Here is a 21179-nt window from a genome sequence, read left to right on the forward strand (position 1 = left end):
GTTTCAGAAGAAATGGAGTGAAAGTATGTTTCCTATATTAAAAACCGACCGACTCATTTTACGAGAACTTACCGAAGAAGATGCACCGAGTATACTACAATGCTTTTCTAATACTGACGTACTGCGCTATTATGGCCAAAAACCATTACAAAATGTTGATCATGTGAAACAAGTCATTCATAACTTTAAGCTGAGTTACAATGCAAGAAGTGGTATAAAGTGGGGAATTGAATTAAAAGGCAAGAAAGAACTCATTGGTACCATTGGTTTTCACGATTGGTCTTCTGAGCATAAACGAGCTAATATAAGTTATGCCTTTCTCCCTGAACACTGGGGAAAAGGATATGCGACGGAAGCTGTTTCTGACGTTATATCATACGGTTTCCACACACTTCACTTAAAGCGGATTGGGGCAATTGTCTTTCTTGAAAATGAGGCTTCCAATAAAGTGCTATTAAAATTAGGATTTGAAAAAGAAGGCGTTCTAAAAAATTATATGTATCAAGATGATATCCCATATGATACAAATTATTATTCTTTATTAAAATGAGTTTAATAGAAATTATACGTAAAAACTCGTTTCAGCATAATGAATCAAGATAGTGGATTTTTAACGAAAGATGGGAAACCGAGCGTTTTTCATTTCTTAGATCATCATACGACTGATGCGAAGTACAATAAATTATATAATCTAAACAAAGGGCATGAGCATATTCTTACTCATGTCCCTTTGTTTACGTTCTTTTTCTGTTTTCGCAATGCTTTTGGAATGTATACACAGAAAGGTTCGCTTTCCATGTAATCTCCCGTCATTGCATATGATTTAGAACGAGATCCTCCACAAACATATCGAAACCCACAAACTAAACTTTTTATAAGTTTTCAATATCATTACCTCTTTTCTAAAACCATAAAGAACGTACTATCCGGTAGCACAACCGCATTCCCAGACTCATCTTTAAAATCGATTTTCTCGCTAAGATGTTGTGTATATCCATCCTGTAAATAGTTCATAGCTTGAACGATGTTTACTTTATCTCCAAAGATACCCTTTACGAAATCCTTATAGTCGTTTGGCGTAAAGATTCCAAACTGCTCTTGCACCTCGTGAACAAAGGAATCCTCACCCCATGTATACGTATATAAGAACTCCATCGCATCGTTAACAGGCATTTTGACTGTATTGTCTGCAAGTACCTCATACTGGATTATACGCCCCTTAAATTCACGGACATACTGCTCTAAGAACTTCATTCCACCTGCATCTTTAAAATGAATCACACGCATTAACATTTTATCTTCAGTCATGATGCCATCACGAATGATAATACGACCTCCTGGCTTTATCACCTCGTAAGCACTCTGTAACCCCTTTTTAATTACTTCATGATTGAATTTCTTCCCTTCATACTCGATATAAGAGAACAGTTCATGAAGGATAGAAGAATATACAATCGTATCAACCGATTCTTTATCAAACGAACTACCTAAGTTGATTGCATCCCCTTTAATGACGTCCCAAGAACGACCTTCGTCCTGTTTCTTCTTTTTCAACGTATCAATCACGTTTTCGGAAATATCGATACCGTAGATTCGTTTATTTTCGGTCTCTTCTTCAATCATGTCTAGCATAACACCACCACCAGCTCCAACATCTACAACCGTATCTCCCTTTATATAATCAAGAATAATTCGTTTATCATCAGCCGAACTATTCATATGTTCCAAATACACTTCTTCGTTATGGAATCTATCATATGCGTCCTTTCGTAACCCGAAGAAATCAAAGAGCAGTACATTTGCTCGAGCATGCATCATATCTATCTTTTCTGCCTCTACACAGAAGATGATTAACGCCTCACCTACAGCAGAAAACTGAAACGACACATACGCAGTCTTCATATCTTCATCGACTTTAATCTCAAAAGAAACATGTGTTGTATCCGGCTTCTCGTTCTCACGGTACTCCCGTAGATACTTCTCAATAACCCGCTTACGATACACATTGTCCTTCTTCTCACCTTTGAAATCATAGTGCAACTGCTGCATCAATTTCTCGAAATGGATATGTTGAACCTTTCTAGTTCCTATCTCGTTCTTTAACATAACAAAAACTGTCCAAATATCCTCGAAGCTAAGGGCATGCATAGACGGTTCTACATACCACAAATCCTTATCAGATAAAAATGTTTGAACGTTTCTCTTCTCGCTCCCCATAATTATATCTTTTTCAAATACTGACTCCTTATGTTTTGGCGTGAGTCTATGTACACGAGAAGTAAATGGCTCCACATAACCATCAAATAGCCCATCAATTGTAATCTTCACATCGTTCTTTACTTCGCTCCACAAAGATTTTGATACACCTTCAATAATACATTGATTAAGATAGTATAGAATCTCCTTTAACCTAACGTCTCCGTATTCTTCTTTATATGTGTCAATTAAATCAATATGAGAGTTCAAACGAGCCTCTCCGCGGATATACTGCCCGATTAATCCATGTGTTCTAATTAAATCTCGAACAAACAAATACTCAGTAGAGTTTAAGTTTGTCTCTATATGTTCGATAAACTGAATATCACTAAAGATATCAGCAGAACCCTCGTTATGTACCAATAGATTGATTCCGTTCTTCTTCCATTTCTCTCGCTGTTTTAAAGAGCCTACCTTTGCAAGCTCACTATACGTTAGTACTTTTTCAATAATGCGATACGCTTCTTCATCTAAAGACAATCCATCTAACACTTGCAGCGTACGGTGTACATAGTACAACACCGCATCTGTTTTTAATTCACCAAGTACTTGTACATTCTCATAGTTTTGATGTATCTCCTCTGCCTCGATTAGATACTTTAACCACGTAGGGAGAATATTAGAAAACCCTTCAATGTATTTATTTAGAATCTCAATATTTTTCACCTTATTTACCCCCATATATAATCAATTTCAGTAGTATGGTCTGGGATATCTTCTCTAAAAAGATTATCACCTTATGCCCCCTTTACCATCTATATCTCTTTCAAATACAAATGCATCAAACCGAGTCTTTTTATCATGTAAAAGAGAGTTATCAATTTCGTTTCTAACATGCCAAGTTTGTAACACATTCTTTTGTTCATCTCTTATTTTAACTTCATCAGGAATTTCGGCGGAATAAACAGCAGGGCGCAGCGAAGCATTTCTTACATTAATAAACATTTGTTGTGATAGAATCAACCGAAAATAGAAACGGCAAGCGGGTGCACTCCACTTGCCATTTTTTCATAGCTTAGTATGTATTTGAATTTCTTTTGCTTTCTCTTTTTCACCCTTCACTCGTACAATTAAATCATATGATCCGGATTTTGGCGCTTCAAAAGAAAGCAGACCTTCTTGTTGAGAAGTGACTTCTTCTTCATAAATAACCTTATCACCTTTTGTAACTTGCAATAAAATCGTACCTTCTTCAACGGCTGCTTCATAAGGAATTTCCACATTTCCTTTTTCAGCTTTAATCGTTTGCACATCGTAATACCCTTGCAACGAACCAATTTTTAAAGTCGTTTCGCCATTTTTTTGAACCTTTGTGACTTGTGTTGCTGTATTGCATGCGCTTAACAATACAACAAGAGTGAGAATCATAAATAAACGTAGTAATTTCATAGAAATTCTCCTTTTTTATGTATATGAATTAAATTTCTAACTCTAAATTTTGTACCATCTTATTTCCCACCTCTTAAAATAACTGTTTTTATAATAAAATAAGTAATAGAAAATAATAAACAAGTACCCATTGTACCAAAAACTGCAACTGAGATGTTACCTGCTAATGTTTCATTTGGATCTAATGCATTAGGTAAAATTGTACCCAAAATTGCAATACAGGCTAATACAACCATAAAATATTTAAATCTTTTTATTTTCTTTTTCATACTAATTATCCCCTTTATTCCTTAACATTAACTTCTAAACCAAATCCCATAAACCTACATCAGGACCTAATGGTACATGGAATTTGACTCTGCTTTTTCTAGCTTCAAAGGATCCCCCTAGATTCCCAAATTAATATCCCCAAGTATTATACATACCAATTAATTCATATAGAAAAAGCCCGTTCAATTCAAATACTTAAGCTCCCTTATTTTTATAATACTCAAATAATTATACACAAACATCGCTATCGATTCATCTTAATACCTCATTTACCTTTTAAGTATATCAATGACAAAATATATAATTTAATATTTTTTATATAATTAAAAACAAACATAGTTACAACAAGAGATTGTTTTTATGCTGATTTGTACTGTATTCCCTTATTCCATGTACTCTTTAAAAAAACCTTACTTTTTAAAAAGTAAGGTTTTTTGTATTTATTCATTAGCGATATAAGCATTCTTATACGTATAAACACCACCAAATTGATGCTTCTCAATTCCTTTTACATAATCCTTTTGTACGTAGGCTGATCCCATTTGATAAAGCGGTGCAACTGCAGCATCCTCTAGCAGAATACGCTCGGCCTCTTGCAATGCTTCCCATCTTTTCTTTTGATCTAGTACAAAATCGCTTTTCGCTTTCTTTATTAATTCATCGTAGTGAAGGTTAGAATAATTCATTTTGTTATTCTGATTATCCGTCGTAAAGAGTTCTAAATAACTAATTGGGTCTTTATAATCCGGTCCCCAATTTGCCATAGATATATCGTAATCTCCTGTTTGTTCTAACTGTAATTTTTGCTTAAATGGCTGTTGTTTAATTTGTATCGTTAATCCTTGCAAATTCTTTTCTAAGTCACCTTTTATATATTCTGCTATACGTTTTGCATTATCTTGTTCAAACGTTAAAAACTCTAGGTTTACTTGTTCTACTCCAAGCTCTTTTTTCGATTCTTCCCAAATCTTTTTCGCATTTTGCAAATCATATGAAGAAAGATCTCCGTTTTCTTTTCTAAAATCTTTGCCAGTCTCTTCATTTATATGACCAGCCGGTACAAGTTCGCTTGCAGGTTTTGCCCCGTTATTAATAAAGTGAGCAACGAAATCTTCTTTATTTAACGCGAATGAAATAGATTGACGCACCTTTTTATTTGCTAACGCACTATTTTTTTCATTAAAACGTAGCATAGCAATTCCTGAATCGCTCGACATATGTAAGTCCTTACTTCCCTTATACTTGTCTACAAATTGAGAATTAATAGGCACTCGATCCAAATCACCAGCTTCGTATAAATTAACAACCGTCATTGTATCTTTTACAATTTGAAAGTTTATTTCGTCTAATTTCACTTTCTTTTGACCCCAATATGTAGCATTCTTCTTTAATTGAAACTCTTGTTCATGCTTCCACTTCTCTAATACAAATGGCCCGTTATATATGAGATTACTAGGTTCCAATGCATAATTCTTTCCTTGTTCTTTCAAAAATGATTCATGCTGTGGTAAGTAAATCGGCAGTGCTAACAACTGTAAAAAATACGGAATTGGCTGTTCGAGTTCCACTTCTAACGTATAATCATTTATTGCTTTAACCCCAAGTGTATCAAGAGGCATTGTTCCTTTATTAATTTCTTTCGCATTTTTCACATGAAAGAGCATGTACGCATATTGAGATGCTGTTTCAGGTTTAATTGCACGTTTCCACGCAAACATAAAATCATTTGCTGTCACACTGTCTCCATTTGACCATTTTGCATCTTTACGCAAATCAAATGTATATTTTTTACCATCTTTACTTCTTTTAAACGATTTTGCTACCGCTGGAATAGGCTGATCTTGATCATCTAATACATACAAACCTTCAAATATGTTTTGCATAACGTGCGCTGATGTACCATCCATCGTTTTCGCAGTATCAAGAGAAGGAATTTCTTCTGATACTGTTACATTTAACACTTGTTTTTTAGCTTCTGCATCACTTTTATTCGCTTTATTATTACAAGCTGTTAATAATAAAGTTGTAACAAGTGCCATTACCATTAAATGGCTCTTTTTTTGCTTCATGAATTGTTCTCCTTAAGTATAAAATATTATAAAGCGTTATATATTATAGCAGAAATATGAACAGAAAGATGCGACATTCTTTTGAATATTTATTCGTTCAAGAAAAAAGCTATCCTTTTAAAAAAGGATAGCTTTTTCAACTACATATAATTACCTATCTTTGTAAACCTCGTTTATAACGACTCGCTTCAAATATAATACGCTCTTCATCTAACGTTTTACATTCACCATTCCAAACGACACGTTTTCCGTTAATAATTACATCGCTTATATCTTTTCCACTAGCGGCATATACAAGGTGTGATAACACTTCATCTGCTGGTTGTAAATGCGGCTTATTAGACGGATCAATCGTAATAAAATCGGCACACTTTCCAACCTCAAGTGATCCTGTTTGTTTCATGCCGATTACTTCAGCAGCTCCTTTAGTCGCAAGTGTAAGAGCCGTTTCAACTGGTAATGCTGTTGCATCTTGATGAATACCTTTTTGTAGTAAAGTCGCTATACGCATTTCTTCAAACATATCTAAATTGTTATTAGATGCCACACTATCTGTTGCAATTCCTACTTTCACTCCTGCTTCTAGCATCGCTTTTACATTCGCTATACCAGAACCTAGTTTTAAATTACTATTCGGGTTATGAGCTACTCGAACATCATGTTCTGCTAAAAATGCACGCTCATTTTCATTTAATACTACACCGTGTGCAATAACTGTTGGGCGTTTAAATAAACCGCAACTTGCTGCATATTCTACTGGACGTTTTCCGTACTGTGTTTCAATATCACGTACTTCACGCTCTGTTTCCGAAAGATGAATATGAACCATCGTTTGATTTTCTACTGCAATACGAGCACACTCTTCTAACAGTTCTGTAGAACATGTATATGGACTATGCGGCGCAACCATCGTAGTTAACATACCACTTTCGTTATAGTAACGCTTCACATATTTTTCAGCTTCTTCAATCGCTTTCTTCTCATCGTCCTTCTTTCCGAAGCTAAATAAAGTTCTTGAAACAGCAGCTCGCATCCCACTCTTTGATACCGTTTCCATAATTGCATCTTGATCTACTCCAATTGGATTAAACATATCAGAGAATGATGTTGTACCACTTTTCACCATTTCAAGTAATCCTAATTCCGTACTAGCAACCGCAAGCTCTGGCGTAAACTGACCTTCAAGTGGCCAAATTCTCGTCTCCAGCCATGGTTGTAATAACATATCATCGCCAATACCTCTTAAGAGACTCATTACAACGTGTGTATGTGTATTTACAAGCCCTGGTAAAACCCACTTTCCTTTCATATCAATTACTTCATCTACTTCAAAATCATTAGCGAATTCTCCGCTCTTTACATCTATAATTTGATCATTTTCTACAATGATATATCCATTTTCTATCACTTCGTTTTGTTCATTCATCGTTACGATTGTAGCGTTTACATAAGTTGTTTTCAAAAGTATTTCCCCTTTCAACTCTATGAAGTTCCCTTTAATAAGTTACCACCATTATAGTAACTTATTAAAGATTAAGAGTCAAAAGATAATTTGAATTCTTTCATTATCTTTTCCTTCAAAATGCTATATTGTTTTTCATTTGTATCCGCAAATGCTTCTTCCCGATTTGATTTCTCATCCATATAATCCATTTCTCTATTGAATTGAGCCCCTGTAAAATCAAGCCTCTTCCCATCTATACAGTTATAAAAGTGCCACACCTCTCCTATTTTTGTCTTCTTGATTTGCCCTCCGCATATATCTTGAATGACTAAAGCCGTTACACCACACTGTCCCTTTGCTGGATTTTCACTTGTCCACTTTGAACTCGTTTCAATCGACCACGATTTTATTAGTGCTTCATATATTCTTTTTCTCTTTATATGATCCATTTTCAGCTTCTCCTACTATTAATTGTTTTACACATCATATTTCAAAAGAGGCAGTAATCGTTCCTTAAAAACCGTTGATGGTGTTTCCCCGATTAACTTTGCTCCCATCTTCAAGTAAAACCCTTTTGCATTCGGATCACTATCAATTGTAAAACTTTTTATTCCTAGTTCATTTGCTTTTTCTATTACATACTCCCAAAGTATTTTCCCGTACCCTTTCCCTTTGTAACGAGGATGAATGTATAGGAAATCGAGAGCATTTTCATTACGTAAAAATGAAAAAAATCCAATCATCGTATTATCGTTTTCTAAAACATATACAAAATTATTTTTTATGTACTCATCGGTAATTGTTAAATCTTCCTTACAAGCAAGTATGAATTCTTCGCTATAGTTCCACGTTGCTTTTGAATGTAGTGCGAGTTCACTTAATTCATTTACTTCACTTAATAACGCTTTTCTTATCTTCATGATTCTTTCTCCTCACATTCAATATATAAACTCTTAAAATGATTCGAAAAGTAATTTAAAAAACCTCTTATTTCCGTAAATAAGAGATTACTTTTATAAATCTTTATTATAGGTAACAATTTTTGAAAAGAAAAAGAACGCCATTCCTGAAAATTGACGTTCTTTTTCTTTTAACCTTTATGGCATATTATATTGAGAGTCATTTGTTTTACTATTTTTATACTACATAACTATATATTTTCTACTACTGCTTCAAGCATTGTTCCATTTTTAGCATAATTCGTATGCCAAGAAAAAGCTTTTTCTAAAACATGAGGGGTTTGTCCACCTCTTGTTTGTGCTTCTTCGAAATAAGCTCTTAGCTGGTCACGATACATTGGATGTACGCAATTCTCAATAATTAGTTCCACTCTTTCTCTTGGCGCTAGTCCTCTTAAGTCCGCATACCCTTGTTCAGTGACGATAACATCTACATCGTGTTCCGTATGGTCTACATGCGAAACGAAAGGAACGATACTTGAAATGTTGCCGCCTTTTGCAATCGATTTAGTAACAAAGATAGCTAAACGCGCATTTCTTGCAAAATCGCCAGAACCACCAATACCGTTCATCATTTTTGTACCTAAAACGTGAGTAGAATTAACATTTCCGTATATATCTAATTCTAAAGCAGTATTAATCGAGATTAATCCAAGGCGACGAATGATTTCAGGATGATTAGAAATCTCTTGCGGGCGCATCATTAATTTATCACGATATTTTTCAAAGTTAGAAAATACTTGTTGCATTTTCTCTTCAGAAAGCGTGATGGAGCAGCAGGAAGCAAAATTGACTTTCCCAGCATCCATTAGATCAAAGACCGCATCCTGTAAAACTTCAGAATACACTTCTAAATTTTCAAACTCCGAATCTAGCATACCGTGCAATACTGCATTAGCAACTGAACCAATTCCAGATTGTAACGGCGCTAAACGATTTGTTAATCGACCTACTTTAACCTCTTCTCGAAGGAACTCTATTAAATGCTGTGCCATAATGACAGTTTCTTCATCTGGAGGAACAATTGTCGATGGCGAATCCAGTTGATTCGTAAACACAATTCCCTTCACTTTTTCAGCATCAATCGGAATACCGATTGTTCCAATTCGATCATCCGTTTTTACGAGCGGAATTGGGAGTCTTTCCCCTTGTTTACCTGGTTCATATAAATCATGTAGCCCCTCTAGTTGCGTAGATTGAGCCATATTCATTTCAATAATAATGGACTTAGCATGTAAGGAGAATGCTAAGGAATTTCCAATTGAAGTGGTTGGAATAATCATGCCATCTTCAGTAATCGCAACCGCTTCCAAAATAGCGACATCTATATCCATAACGTCAGCACGGAGTAACTCTGCTGTATGAGATAAGTGCTGATCCACAAATAAAAAGTCTCCGTTATTAATTCCTTTTCGCATAGTCGCATCAGCTTGGAAGGGCAATCTTTTCCCTAAAATTCCTGCCTCAGCAAATAATTTATCTACATCCGAACCTAAGGAAGCCCCTGTATAAACATTCACTTTAAAAGATTTATCATTCTTCACTCGGTTTACAAGTGCAAATGGGACTGCTTTTACATCCCCAGCGCGTGTAAATCCACTTAAACCTAAAGTCATTCCACTTTCAATCCATGAAGCTGCTTCTTCAGGTGTAACTACTCGATCTTTTAAACGTTGATCCCTAATTCTATCTAAATTATTCTCCATATGTAATCCCTCTCTTAATGAATATTCATAATTATTTTACACATTAACAGTATCAAAATAGGAATTTTCTTACACAATGCCGAAAATTCAGATAAAACAGCGAATCTAGGTTCTAAAGCAGAAACATTTAGAATCCTAGAAGCTTACGAAAATAGCTAGCATATGATTGACTCACTGGTACCCTCTCTCCGTTATCCATAGAAAGTAAAAAAGTAGAATGCGTATCAGGGTAAATCGCTTTAATATGATTAACATTTACAATAAAAGAACGGTGACATCTAATAAAAGAATCTTTCGGCAGCAAGTATTCGAATTCTTGTAGCGAGTACTTATGTGTTCCTGTTAACTCTTCTGAATTCACATACGTCTTTTTATCTTTAGCTTCTAAATACATGACCTTTGAGAAAGGAACTGGAACCCAGCCGTCTGTTGTTTTTAAAGTAACGACCGACTTACCATCCGTTAAAGCGGGATAAATTGCCGTCACGCAACCTTCAATCTTGCCATTATTTGAAAAAGGTACGGCCATTCCATGATAAGGAATACCGAAAACATCTCGGTTAATAAACTCAGAGGCTTTTTGCTTCGTTATCATTGCTTTATGAGCAATCGTCCCTTCCTTAATAGGATCTCCGGTGCTAATCTTTAAATCAATTCGTTTGCTTGGTCGATAGTAAATATATTCTTTCGTATTTGAAACGGCGATTGATATTTCATCTGAAAATAATTCCCCAACAACATCTAGTAGTATACCTAATGTTTTATCTTCCATATTATTAACACCTCATTTACTATTATACTACTATTATGATTTATAAAACCGTTCAGCAATTTGAACGGTTTTACAGATTATTTAGTTCACCTTAGCCCCATAACATCTTGCTACTGCAACTGCCTGCGCTATATCTAATTTCACATTTTTTAAATCAAAACTTGTAAAATCAATTCTATCAACTACCGCCCCTTTTAAATCTGCACCACTAAGTTTCGCCTTACCTAATTGTGCACCTGTTAAATCTGCTTCACGTAAATCTGCTTTTTCTAAATTACATTCATATAGGTCAGCTTCAATTAAACGTATACCCTTTAACATTTGTTTACTTAAGTTCGCGAACCTTAAATTCGTATATGACCAATCGCCCGATATTATAGTTATTCCATCTAAATTCGCTTCTTCAAAATCAGAGCCAGTCATTTTACATTCTTCAAACTTCGATACGAATAAATTCACACCAACAAACTTACAATTCGCAAATGTAGTTCCTTGATGGATAGAAGCGTTAAATAGAGCACCGGTAAAATCACATTCTATAAAATTACAATTTTCAGTAGAAACTTCCGATGCATCTATCCCTCTAAAACGGCATTTTATGAAAGTACAATTTTTCAATTCCTCTTCTTTAATCAAAACATCTTGAAAATCTATTTCTATATACTCTTTATTTACAAATTCACTCATAACTATTCCTCCGTCTCCTTAAAGAAACCTCACTTGAAAAAAGTGAGGTTTCTTCTCATACAATATGTCCATCTAACCAAGAAATCAAATCTTGAAATACTTCATCTCGATTTACTTCATGGAACATTTCATGTCTTCCATTTTCATATAGACGCAATGTTACATCTTTCACGCCACATTTTTTATAATTTTCATATACTTCTTTTACACCTTTCCCCATATCCCCAACAGGATCACGATTTCCTGAAAAAATATGTATTGGAAGGTTTTTCGGTGTTTTCTTAAACTCTTCTAGTTTATTTACTTCTAATACCCCAGAAAATAATTCACGATAAAAACTTGTTGTACAAATAAATCCACATAAAGGATCCGCAATATATTTATCAACTTGATTATTATCTGAAGATAACCAATCAAATTTCGTACGATTTGGTTTAAAGTGCGAATTGAAATTTCCGAAAGATAAAAAGTTTAGCATCGGACTTTTCGTTTTTGCCCCGCGTAGTTTCATCTCGATTGTCGCTACTTTATGACCAATGCCTCCTAAGAATCCCGGGTTCCCACCAGTTCCTGAAATAAGGAATCCATCATATAATCCACCTTTAAGTTGTACAGCACGTCTTGATAAAAAAGAACCCATACTATGTCCAAGTAAAAACAACGGGCATGTCTGCTCTTTTCTTATCGTTTCTGATACAAAAATAACATCAGACACAGCCTCATTCCAACCTACATTTGGTTCAAAATGACCATAATCTTCTTCTCTTTTCACTGTTTTCCCATGACCTTTATGATCATGCGCATAAACACCATACCCTGCTTCTAATAAAGCAGCAATAAAGTCTGTATAAACACCTGCATGTTCTGTCATACCATGTGCAATTTGAATAATCCCTCGCGGATCTCTTTCTGGTAGCCACTTACGTAAATAAATTTCCGATCCATCCAATGCCGTAACGAAACTTTCCTGTACGTTCATTTCGTCAGCCCCCAACTCTATTATGTATATCAAAAAATGAATATCCATTCATTATTCTTATTATGTATTATATGCAATTGCTTTCATTATGACAAATACTGCACTTTTCCAATTAGCTCTATAACTATTATGTTGACGAATTTAAAATAAAATTATATAGTAACTTACATAAAGTAATTATTATATTTTTGGGAGGTTTCTATTATGATGCCATCATTATTTTTAGCACACGGATCACCGATGCTTGCTATTCAAGATACAGAATATACAAGTTTTTTAAAAACACTTGGAGAAACATATAAACCGAAAGCAATTGTTATTTTTACTGCTCACTGGGAAAGTGAAGTATTAACGATTTCCTCATCAGATAACGAATATGAAACAATTTATGATTTTGGAGGTTTTCCTCCTGAGTTATATGAAATTAAATATCGTGCGAAAGGCTCTTCTAACATTGCATCTATGTTAGAAACAAAATTTAAAAACAAAGGTATTCCAGTCCATCATAATATGACGAGAGGTTTAGATCATGGCTCATGGACACTCTTGCACCGCATGTATCCAGAAGCAAATATTCCTGTCGTCCAAATATCAGTCAATCCATTCCTTCCTGCAAAAGAACAATTTGAAATTGGAGAAGCACTAAAAGGACTTGGGCAAGAAGATATTTTAGTAATCGGGAGCGGTGTTACCGTTCATAATTTACGAGCTTTAAAATGGAATCAAACGACACCCGAACAATGGGCAATTGAGTTTGATGATTGGATTATTAAACATATGCAGACTACTGATAAAGATGCATTATTTAATTGGGAGAAAAATGCCCCTCATGCACAACTAGCAGTACCAAGAGCAGAGCATTTTGTTCCTTTATTTATCGCTATGGGAAGTGGCGATAATAACGGTGAAGTCATTCACCGTAGTTACGAGCTTGGTACATTAAGCTATCTTTGTCTCCAATTTTAAAGAAAAGGATGAAGCAATCGTTGCTTCATCCTTTTTCTTTTTCATTCACTTAGTTAACTAACTTCCAAATGTCGTTTCTCTGATACCTCTTCGTTCTTATTGTGAAAATAAACCCAAATGCACGCAATAAATAATAGTGATGAAGTAGAAAAGAAAACATATTGGAAGCCCGCATGTGCTGCAATTTGTCCACCAAGTACTGGTCCAATCATATTTCCTAAAAACTGAAACGATTGATTATACCCAAATATTCTTCCCGTTACATGGGTTGGTGTATGTTGTTTTAGTAGAGTTTGTACGGAAGGTAATAGTCCTGCTTGTGCAATACCTAATAAAAAGCGAAGAATTAATAGTTGCCAAGCTGAGGTTACAAATGCTTGCGGAATAAAAATAATTCCTGCAGCAAACAACGCTACAACTAACGTTTTTTGAGGACCGATATGATCTGATAATCTACCTAACTTAGGAGCTGCCATAATAATCGCTAAACCTGTCGCAGACATGACTGCGCCTGCAATCATTTCAATATGAGCTGTTCCTGGGCCTTCTAAATTCTTTACATACAATGTAATAATAGGTTGAATTGACATGTTCGCAAGTTGAATAATAAATGTTGTTACAAATAAACTAATAATTAAATGCTTTGCTGGAACCATCGTCCATACTTTTTTCTGTTGTACTTTTTTTGCTTGAGCGGAGTGATTCTCTTCATGTAGGAAGAAAAAAACGATGAGAAAAGAAAGGAATAAAAAAGCTCCTGTAACAAGAAAAACATGGCGCATTCCAATTAACTCAGACAAATAACCACCAAGTAATGGGCCAAGTAAAGAACCGCTCACGCCACCTGTTGAAATTGTGGAGATTGCCCAACCTGAATGTTCTTTCGGAGTTTCTGCTGCAATAAATGTCATCGCCGTTGAAAGGAAACCAGATACTGCTCCCATTAAAAATCTTAGTGCTACTAATTGATACACATCCGTTACAAATCCCATAAGCGTCATAATAATCGCCATACCTAGGCTCGCACGAATAAGCATCAATTTCCGTCCATGTATATCACCCAGCTTTCCCCATATTGGTGATACGATCGCACCCATTAAAAATGTTATACCAAATGCAAGTCCCGACCACTGTGCAATACTAGAAGTGCCAGTTACTCCTAATTCCTCAATATAAAAAGATAAAAAAGGAATTACTAAACTCATACCGGCTGCAGTGGTAAAACAACCTAGCCAACAAATCATTAAATTTCGTTTCCAGCTGGCCATTTTCACACCTTCTTTCTTTAGATACCCATTCTACACCCTTTCTTGTAAAAAGTTTAGTAATTTGCTTTATTTGTAAGATTTACTACAAAACCCGCTATTTTCTAGTAAAAACCACTACATCTTTACATTATTTTCATAAAAAAACCAACTCCCCTATATGGAGTTGGTTACTTATTCTCTAACGGTATTAAACGCGCATCACAATTTCGCTCATAAAACTCAATCGGACCTGCTTGTCCAATAATTACGTATTCATATCCTTCTTGCTTCATACTATGTAAACAACGATGTAACAATTGCTTCCCTACACCTTTCACTCGATTTTGTTTCGCTGTGCCCATTGGACCAAACAATCCCTTCTTTCCTCTCACTACATCATAACAAGCGAAGCCTACTATCGCTTCTTCTTGTTCTGCTATATAAATAGGTAAATTATCTTTATATGTACGAAATCCATACGCTATCGAATGCAGCCAACGTTCACCAAATTCCGCCTCAACAAAACTTGCTAATTTTTCGAAATCAGAAGAGCTAGCCTTTCTAACAGTACAAGTTAAATCATTATAAGTAGGAACAAAACATTTTAGATCAACCGCTAAATCTCTTGGCTCAGCTATAATACGTAATATATCTCTTTGTATTTGTGCATTTTCAATAAACGTATTTACACGAAATAGTGCATATATAACATGCCCTTCATTCATTATTACTTGCTGAAAACGTTCCATACGTTTCTTCGCTATTTGTAAAATTTCTAGCACCTTATAAGATACCTTATATTGTCCTATTTTTTTATACTCTTGATCCGTTAAATCGTATTGTTTTCGTAATGAAAGTTTTTCTAAAAAATCCGTACCCACGTTACGAAACAAATACATATACAACTCGCTGCAAACTCCAGCACCTTCTTTACACATGCCTATAAGCAGATGAGCTGGTTGAATGATATTACTTTCTGCCTCTTCTGCTGCAATCTTCAATATGTTATGAACACGTTTTGTAAATTTATACTCCTCCATATGTATCTCCACCCCCTATTACTTTACTATTAAACCGTAACCATAAATAAGTGAAACAATTATTCCAACTACCAATATACCTGGCAGTAAATTTGCCACTTTAATTTTAATAATACCAAGTAAGTTCAATCCAATAGCGGCTATCATAATACCACCTGTAGCTGTCATTTCCACTATAAATTGATTCATTAATTCTTTCGGGACCAAACTATTAATCTGTGTTGCAAAAACCGCAATCCCTCCTTCGTATAAAATAACTGGAATCGCCGAAAATACTACACCAATTCCTAAAGTTGTCGTTAATATAATAGAAATAAATCCATCGATAATCGCCTTTGTAAATAAAATATCATGATTGCCGCGAATCCCGCTGTCGAGTGCACCAAGTATCCCCATCGCACCAATTGCAAAAATTAAAGTAGCTGTTACAAAACCTTCTGATATGCTCCCTTTCCCTTTCGATCCAACTTTATTTTCTAGCCAATCTCCTAACTGTTTTAATTTCCCCTCTAATTGTAGCCATTCCCCGATGACGGTACCAATAACTAAACTTAGTATGACAACAAGAAAATTTTCACTTTTCAATGCCATTTGAAGTCCAAGCACAGTAACCGCTAAACCGATTGCATGCATAATTGTTCCCTTCATACTTTCTGGAATTCTACTAAATAATTTACCTAGTAAAGTACCAAATATAATACAAACCCCATTTACAACTGCTCCTAATATAACCATTTCTCATTCTTCACCCTTCGAATTCTTTATTTCTATATTTTGGTTTATACATTGATTTACAGGTTATCTATATGTTAACTTAATATTGAGAATATTAACAAATGTTTTTCACTACATAAACCGCAATTTTTTGTAGTTATACATAAAGTGAAACTTTAACTAGCGCGAGTTTTACTGCCCACAAATTGCGGTATAAACTCAAAAGGGACGGTATTTATGAAAACTTTACTAAAACGATTTCTGTTAATAGCCTTTTGCATTACACCAATTGTTTTATTAATTAACTACTCTTTTACTTCAAAAGCGAAAGACAAACCCGATTTGCAAAACAAATCTAGTAAAACCGCTTCAACAAGTGAAAAGAAAATAGAAGATCAGGAAATTACACTCACCTTCTCTGGTGATACTATGTTCGATTGGCAATTACGTCCTGTAATCGAAAAAAACGGGGCTGATTATCCATTCCAACATGTAAAAGAAGAAATAACAAAAGCTGATATTTCTTTCGTTAATTTAGAGTCAGCATTTACAACGGGAGAAAAAAAAGCACCTGGGCAACTATTTTGGATTAAAAGTGATCCATCCACACTACAAGCTATAAAAAACACTGGATATGACATCGTAAATATCGGGAATAACCATACACTTGATTATGGGCAAGATGGATTATTAGACACGATTTCTCACGTAGAAAAATTAAAGTTCCCATACATTGGAGCCGGAAAGAATGAAAAGGATGCCTATACCGCACGAGAAATGACTGTAAAAGGGAAAAAGTTCAAATTTCTTTCCTTCGTTCGATTTATGCCTGATACGAATTGGGTAGCTCGTGACAATAAACCTGGTGTTGCAAACGGATATGATTTAAATCTTGTAACAAAAACAATTAAAGAGCAAAAGAAAGATGCAGACTATTTAATCGTCTATATGCATTGGGGCGTTGAAAAATCAAATCGTCCGGTAGAATACCAAAAACAATATGTACCTAAAATGGTTGAAGCAGGAGCTGACGCGATTGTCGGGAGTCACCCGCATTGGTTACAAGGATTTGAGTATTATAATAAAGTTCCTATCGCTTACTCATTAGGAAACTTTTTATTCCCAAGTTATGTGAGCGGGAAAAGCGCCGAAACTGGCGTATTAACTTTAACTTTTAAAGGAAAGGATGTCCAAATGTCATTCAATCCTTACATCATTCGCAACAACCAAGTTTCCCCTGTAAATGAGGAAGAAAAGAAAAAAGCTCTACAATATTTACAAACGATTTCAACTGACGTAGAAATTGATGAAGCAGGGGAAATAAAAAATAAACGCAACTAGACAGCGCAAGATAAATTTCTCTGTAACATACATTAGAGGATAGGTGATGAATATGCTAAAAGACTTATTAGAAAATATAAACCTCTTAGAAAACATCTATAAAATGTCTATAGCAATCCTACTTTTATGTTCCTTTTATTCTGTGAGACTATTTAAAAAAATAAAGCGAGAGCGAAATCTTACTCCCTTTGAATTTACAATGTATGTAATTATTCGCATTGCGATATTTTTTTGGTTAGCTAGCTTTATTCTTCTTGAATTTAATGAGTATCTAGTTTAACTTTAAAAAAGATAGAACAAGCATTATATTTCCCCGCTTGTATCTATCTTTTTTATTTGGGTGCTAACTCTTTCCTTCTATTAAATAAGTAAATTAAACAAAACAGGATTTTTATTAAGCTCCATAAATTGAATATTATTTTCTTTAAAACGAGTAATTAATTGCTCATAATCCTCTTTATGTTTTAACTCTACTCCGACTAGTGCTGGGCCATTTTCTTTATTATGCTTCTTAATATACTCAAAGCGCGTAATATCATCTTCTGGCCCTAACCCTTTATCAAGAAATTCTCTTAGCGCACCTGAACGCTGCGGGAATTCAATGATAAAATAATGCTTTAACCCTTCGTAAATGAGCGAACGTTCTTTCATTTCTTGCATTCTATCAATATCATTATTTCCACCACTTAGCGTACATACAACTGTTTTACCTTTTATTTCATCTCTATATAAATCAAGCGCTGCAATAGATAGTGCACCAGCCGGTTCAGCTACAATTGCATTTTTCTTATACAGTTCTAAAATCGTCGTACAAACCTTTCCTTCTGGTACTAAAACAATATCATCAATTACATCTTTACAAGTTTCAAATGTTAACTTCCCTACCTTTTTAACAGCTGCCCCATCAACAAAACTATCTATTTTTTCCAATGCGACATTTTCATTTTGAAGAAAAGCCTCTTTCATAGATGCAGCTCCCATTGGCTCTACACCAATGATCTTTGTAGCAGGACTAACACCTTTAACATATGTACCAACACCTGATGCTAATCCACCACCGCCGATTGCTGTAAAGATATAATCAACTGGTTTCTCCATATCATGCATAATTTCAACTGCCACTGTTCCTTGACCAGCAATAACATACGAATCATCGAACGGATGAACAAACGTCATTCTATTATCCTCACAATAGCGCTGCGCTTCTTGGAAAGAGCTATCAAATGTATCACCAACTAATACAATTTCTGCAAAATCACCACCGAAAAATTGTACTTGCGATACTTTTTGTTTAGGCGTCGTTGTTGGCATGAAGATTTTTGACGGAATCTTCAATAAATTGCACGTATAAGCAACTCCTTGTGCATGATTACCTGCACTTGCACAAACAACACCGTTTTGTAATTGTTCTTTCGATAAACTTTGAATTAAATTGTACGCACCACGGATTTTGAAAGAGCGAATTAATTGTAAGTCTTCTCTTTTTACATAAACGTCACAATCATATTTCTCAGATAAAACTGTATCACGTTGTAACGGTGTTTTAATAACGATATCTTTCATGCAATTATGAGCCATTAAGATATCTTCAATTTTCACTCTCTCCTTTACCTTCTGCACCATTTCATATCATCCTTATCTCTTTTAAATTGGCTCAATCAAAATTCGGGATTTTTAGAACTGCACCTGTATTCGCCGATGTTACCATCTGTGCATAACGTCCAAGCCAGCCAGTTTTCACTTTCGGTTCTGGTCGTTTCCATTCTTTTTTACGCTTATCTAATTCTTCATCACTAACTCTTACTTCTAACAATCTTTCCTCAACATCGATACAAACGATATCCCCTTGCTTGAGAAGTGCAATCGTTCCGCCCGCAGCTGCTTCTGGCGAAATATGCCCTACCGAAATACCACGTGAAGCTCCAGAAAAACGACCATCCGTTAATAGCGCAACATCTGCACCTAATCCCATACCAGCAATCGCTGATGTTGGTGCTAACATTTCCGGCATACCAGGGCCGCCTCTTGGTCCTTCATAGCGAATAACAACTACATCGCCTTTCTTAACCTTTCCAAGCATAATGCCCGCAAGCGCCTCATCTTGTGAATTAAAAATAACGCAAGGTCCTTCAAATCGTTTTACTTCTGTTGCCCCACTTTTAATAACTGCCCCATCTTTCGCAAGGTTTCCTTTTAATATACGTAATCCCCCTTCTTCACTATGAGGGTTTTCGAGAGAATGAATAACTTCCTTATCTTTAATCTCTGCATGAGCAATGTTTTCTCTTAACGTCTGCCCAGTAGCCGTTATTCGGTCTAGATGAAGTACCCCTTCTTTTCGGCTCATCTCTTTCAAAATTGCACTAATCCCGCCCGCTCGATCAATATCTTCCATATGCCAATTGGAAGCAGGGCTTACTTTACATAAATGTGGTACACGTCTTGAAACGGCATCAATGCGGTTCATATCGTAATCTAATCCAGCCTCTTGCGCGAGCGCCAATGTGTGCAACACTGTATTTGTTGAACCGCCCATCGCCATATCAAGTGCGAACGCATCATCAATTGCTTCTTCCGTTACAATGTCTCGCGGTTTAATATCTCTTTCAATTAAAATCTTTAATTTCTCTGCTGCTTGTTTAATTAATTCTTCGCGTCTTGGATCGATGGCTAAAATACTTCCGTTACCCGGAAGAGCTAAACCTAATACTTCACATAAACAGTTCATAGAGTTCGCTGTAAACATACCGGAACAAGAACCACAAGATGGACAACCATGATCTTCAATATCCTTTAATTCTTCTTCTGAAATTTTACCAGATTGATAAGCTCCTACTCCTTCAAAAACAGAACTTAAATCGACAACTTCTCCTTTAGATGTTTTTCCAGCCGCCATCGGACCACCTGAAACGAATACAGTTGGAATGTTAATACGAAGTGCAGCCATCATCATACCGGGTGTGATTTTGTCACAGTTTGGAATACAAATCATACCATCAAACCAATGTGCATTTACAACCGTTTCTACTGAATCTGCTATGATTTCACGACTCGGAAGCGAATAACGCATACCGATATGCCCCATCGCAATACCGTCATCTACTCCAATTGTATTAAATTCAAATGGAACCATACCTGCTGCACGCACTGCTTCTTTAACAAGTTTCCCAAACTCATTTAAGTGCTTATGACCTGGAATAATTTCAATAAAAGAATTACAGATAGCTATAAACGGTTTATCAAAATCTTCATCTTTCAAACCAGTTGCTTTTAATAAACTACGGTGCGGCGCTTTATCAAAACCTTTTTTAATCATGTCACTTCTCATCTTGTCAAATCC

21 protein-coding genes and 1 pseudogene are annotated in these 21179 nt (G+C 35.3%); 4 read left to right on the forward strand and 18 right to left on the reverse strand.

Annotated features, from left to right (window positions below):
- The first annotated feature begins 25 nt into the window (after positions 1–25).
- Positions 26–550: a GNAT family N-acetyltransferase gene (locus DN393_RS27070; RefSeq protein WP_064476416.1), complete on the forward strand. Its 525-nt coding sequence runs from the start codon at positions 26–28 to the stop codon at positions 548–550.
- 170 nt (positions 551–720) lie between these two features.
- Here DN393_RS27070 and DN393_RS27075 read toward each other — a convergent pair.
- The 13 genes and pseudogenes from DN393_RS27075 to DN393_RS27135 all read right to left on the reverse strand — a co-directional run.
- A pseudogene (locus tag DN393_RS27075) lies at positions 721–864 on the reverse strand (radical SAM/SPASM domain-containing protein); the annotation flags it as partial.
- 27 nt (positions 865–891) lie between these two features.
- Entirely contained in the window at positions 892–2937 is a 2046-nt protein-coding gene (locus DN393_RS27080; protein WP_064476417.1) for a class I SAM-dependent methyltransferase, read from the reverse strand.
- Positions 2938–2988: 51 nt separating this feature from the next.
- The gene (locus DN393_RS27085; RefSeq protein WP_064476418.1) at positions 2989–3219 is read right to left on the reverse strand and encodes a hypothetical protein; all 231 of its coding nucleotides are present in this window, start codon (positions 3217–3219) and stop codon (positions 2989–2991) included.
- Positions 3220–3264: 45 nt separating this feature from the next.
- Positions 3265–3645 (reverse strand): BA_1872 family lipoprotein, encoded by a 381-nt coding sequence (locus DN393_RS27090; RefSeq protein ID WP_000771817.1) that lies wholly within the window; start codon positions 3643–3645, stop codon positions 3265–3267.
- Between the two features lie 59 nt (positions 3646–3704).
- Positions 3705–3914 (reverse strand): hypothetical protein, encoded by a 210-nt coding sequence (locus DN393_RS27095; RefSeq protein ID WP_000726954.1) that lies wholly within the window; start codon positions 3912–3914, stop codon positions 3705–3707.
- Positions 3915–4355: 441 nt separating this feature from the next.
- Positions 4356–5984, reverse strand: a complete 1629-nt coding sequence (locus DN393_RS27100) for a peptide ABC transporter substrate-binding protein (RefSeq protein ID WP_149174121.1) — start codon at positions 5982–5984, stop codon at positions 4356–4358.
- A 154-nt stretch (positions 5985–6138) separates the two neighbouring features.
- Positions 6139–7464: a bifunctional S-methyl-5'-thioadenosine deaminase/S-adenosylhomocysteine deaminase gene (locus DN393_RS27105; RefSeq protein ID WP_142289441.1), complete on the reverse strand. Its 1326-nt coding sequence runs from the start codon at positions 7462–7464 to the stop codon at positions 6139–6141.
- A 53-nt stretch (positions 7465–7517) separates the two neighbouring features.
- Positions 7518–7877: a YunG family protein gene (locus DN393_RS27110; protein WP_064476422.1), complete on the reverse strand. Its 360-nt coding sequence runs from the start codon at positions 7875–7877 to the stop codon at positions 7518–7520.
- A gap of 27 nt (positions 7878–7904) precedes the next feature.
- Positions 7905–8348 carry a GNAT family N-acetyltransferase gene (locus tag DN393_RS27115; protein ID WP_064476423.1) on the reverse strand — a complete coding sequence of 148 codons (444 nt, stop codon included), beginning with the start codon at positions 8346–8348 and terminating at the stop codon, positions 7905–7907.
- 230 nt (positions 8349–8578) lie between these two features.
- On the reverse strand, positions 8579–10093 hold the full coding sequence (locus DN393_RS27120; protein ID WP_064476424.1) for an acetyl-CoA hydrolase/transferase family protein: 1515 nt from the start codon (positions 10091–10093) through the stop codon (positions 8579–8581).
- 127 nt (positions 10094–10220) lie between these two features.
- Positions 10221–10865, reverse strand: coding sequence for a LytTR family DNA-binding domain-containing protein (locus DN393_RS27125; RefSeq protein WP_000389704.1), 645 nt, complete (start codon positions 10863–10865; stop codon positions 10221–10223).
- Positions 10866–10946: 81 nt separating this feature from the next.
- Entirely contained in the window at positions 10947–11552 is a 606-nt protein-coding gene (locus tag DN393_RS27130; RefSeq protein ID WP_048561151.1) for a pentapeptide repeat-containing protein, read from the reverse strand.
- A gap of 55 nt (positions 11553–11607) precedes the next feature.
- Positions 11608–12531 (reverse strand): alpha/beta hydrolase, encoded by a 924-nt coding sequence (locus DN393_RS27135; protein WP_149174122.1) that lies wholly within the window; start codon positions 12529–12531, stop codon positions 11608–11610.
- 204 nt (positions 12532–12735) lie between these two features.
- Here DN393_RS27135 and DN393_RS27140 point away from each other — a divergent pair, with 204 nt between their 5' ends.
- The gene (locus DN393_RS27140) at positions 12736–13497 is read left to right on the forward strand and encodes a DODA-type extradiol aromatic ring-opening family dioxygenase (RefSeq protein WP_000982936.1); all 762 of its coding nucleotides are present in this window, start codon (positions 12736–12738) and stop codon (positions 13495–13497) included.
- Positions 13498–13550: 53 nt separating this feature from the next.
- On the opposite strand, the gene DN393_RS27145 is transcribed toward DN393_RS27140, so the two are convergent.
- From DN393_RS27145 to DN393_RS27155, 3 genes are all read right to left on the reverse strand, one after another.
- On the reverse strand, positions 13551–14765 hold the full coding sequence (locus tag DN393_RS27145) for a multidrug efflux MFS transporter (RefSeq protein WP_000179291.1): 1215 nt from the start codon (positions 14763–14765) through the stop codon (positions 13551–13553).
- Positions 14766–14932: 167 nt separating this feature from the next.
- A complete protein-coding gene (locus DN393_RS27150) occupies positions 14933–15784 on the reverse strand; it encodes a GNAT family N-acetyltransferase (protein WP_142289440.1) in 852 nt (283 codons plus the stop codon).
- Between the two features lie 18 nt (positions 15785–15802).
- Positions 15803–16519, reverse strand: coding sequence for a DUF554 domain-containing protein (locus tag DN393_RS27155; protein ID WP_064476426.1), 717 nt, complete (start codon positions 16517–16519; stop codon positions 15803–15805).
- Positions 16520–16735: 216 nt separating this feature from the next.
- On the opposite strand from DN393_RS27155, the gene DN393_RS27160 reads away from it, so the two are divergent.
- Both DN393_RS27160 and DN393_RS27165 read left to right on the forward strand, forming a co-directional pair.
- Complete coding sequence (locus DN393_RS27160) at positions 16736–17839, forward strand: CapA family protein (RefSeq protein ID WP_149174123.1); 1104 nt, start codon at positions 16736–16738, stop codon at positions 17837–17839.
- 52 nt (positions 17840–17891) lie between these two features.
- Entirely contained in the window at positions 17892–18119 is a 228-nt protein-coding gene (locus tag DN393_RS27165; RefSeq protein WP_033657814.1) for a hypothetical protein, read from the forward strand.
- Positions 18120–18199: 80 nt separating this feature from the next.
- Here the strand turns inward: DN393_RS27165 and ilvA are convergent, their stop codons facing one another.
- On the reverse strand, positions 18200–19462 hold the full coding sequence (ilvA, locus tag DN393_RS27170; RefSeq protein ID WP_088048512.1) for a threonine ammonia-lyase IlvA: 1263 nt from the start codon (positions 19460–19462) through the stop codon (positions 18200–18202).
- A gap of 31 nt (positions 19463–19493) precedes the next feature.
- Entirely contained in the window at positions 19494–21167 is a 1674-nt protein-coding gene (gene ilvD / locus DN393_RS27175) for a dihydroxy-acid dehydratase (protein WP_064476429.1), read from the reverse strand.
- Between the last annotated feature and the right edge of the window lie 12 nt (positions 21168–21179).

Source organism: Bacillus sp. BPN334, from assembly GCF_008368885.1.
GTDB classification, from domain to species: domain Bacteria; phylum Bacillota; class Bacilli; order Bacillales; family Bacillaceae_G; genus Bacillus_A; species Bacillus_A wiedmannii.

Excerpts from the sequence above, each read along its gene's own strand:
- DN393_RS27070 (WP_064476416.1), top strand. The coding sequence starts at position 26 with ATGTTTCCTATATTAAAAACCGACCGACTCATTTTACGAGAACTTACC.
- DN393_RS27080 (WP_064476417.1), bottom strand. The coding sequence starts at position 2,937 with ATGGGGGTAAATAAGGTGAAAAATATTGAGATTCTAAATAAATACATT.
- DN393_RS27090 (WP_000771817.1), bottom strand. The coding sequence starts at position 3,645 with ATGAAATTACTACGTTTATTTATGATTCTCACTCTTGTTGTATTGTTA.
- DN393_RS27095 (WP_000726954.1), bottom strand. The coding sequence starts at position 3,914 with ATGAAAAAGAAAATAAAAAGATTTAAATATTTTATGGTTGTATTAGCC.
- DN393_RS27100 (WP_149174121.1), bottom strand. The coding sequence starts at position 5,984 with ATGAAGCAAAAAAAGAGCCATTTAATGGTAATGGCACTTGTTACAACT.
- DN393_RS27110 (WP_064476422.1), bottom strand. The coding sequence starts at position 7,877 with ATGGATCATATAAAGAGAAAAAGAATATATGAAGCACTAATAAAATCG.
- DN393_RS27115 (WP_064476423.1), bottom strand. The coding sequence starts at position 8,348 with ATGAAGATAAGAAAAGCGTTATTAAGTGAAGTAAATGAATTAAGTGAA.
- DN393_RS27120 (WP_064476424.1), bottom strand. The coding sequence starts at position 10,093 with ATGGAGAATAATTTAGATAGAATTAGGGATCAACGTTTAAAAGATCGA.
- DN393_RS27125 (WP_000389704.1), bottom strand. The coding sequence starts at position 10,865 with ATGGAAGATAAAACATTAGGTATACTACTAGATGTTGTTGGGGAATTA.
- DN393_RS27130 (WP_048561151.1), bottom strand. The coding sequence starts at position 11,552 with ATGAGTGAATTTGTAAATAAAGAGTATATAGAAATAGATTTTCAAGAT.
- DN393_RS27135 (WP_149174122.1), bottom strand. The coding sequence starts at position 12,531 with ATGAACGTACAGGAAAGTTTCGTTACGGCATTGGATGGATCGGAAATT.
- DN393_RS27140 (WP_000982936.1), top strand. The coding sequence starts at position 12,736 with ATGATGCCATCATTATTTTTAGCACACGGATCACCGATGCTTGCTATT.
- DN393_RS27145 (WP_000179291.1), bottom strand. The coding sequence starts at position 14,765 with ATGGCCAGCTGGAAACGAAATTTAATGATTTGTTGGCTAGGTTGTTTT.
- DN393_RS27150 (WP_142289440.1), bottom strand. The coding sequence starts at position 15,784 with ATGGAGGAGTATAAATTTACAAAACGTGTTCATAACATATTGAAGATT.
- DN393_RS27155 (WP_064476426.1), bottom strand. The coding sequence starts at position 16,519 with ATGGTTATATTAGGAGCAGTTGTAAATGGGGTTTGTATTATATTTGGT.
- DN393_RS27160 (WP_149174123.1), top strand. The coding sequence starts at position 16,736 with ATGAAAACTTTACTAAAACGATTTCTGTTAATAGCCTTTTGCATTACA.
- DN393_RS27165 (WP_033657814.1), top strand. The coding sequence starts at position 17,892 with ATGCTAAAAGACTTATTAGAAAATATAAACCTCTTAGAAAACATCTAT.
- ilvA (WP_088048512.1), bottom strand. The coding sequence starts at position 19,462 with ATGGTGCAGAAGGTAAAGGAGAGAGTGAAAATTGAAGATATCTTAATG.
- ilvD (WP_064476429.1), bottom strand. The coding sequence starts at position 21,167 with ATGAGAAGTGACATGATTAAAAAAGGTTTTGATAAAGCGCCGCACCGT.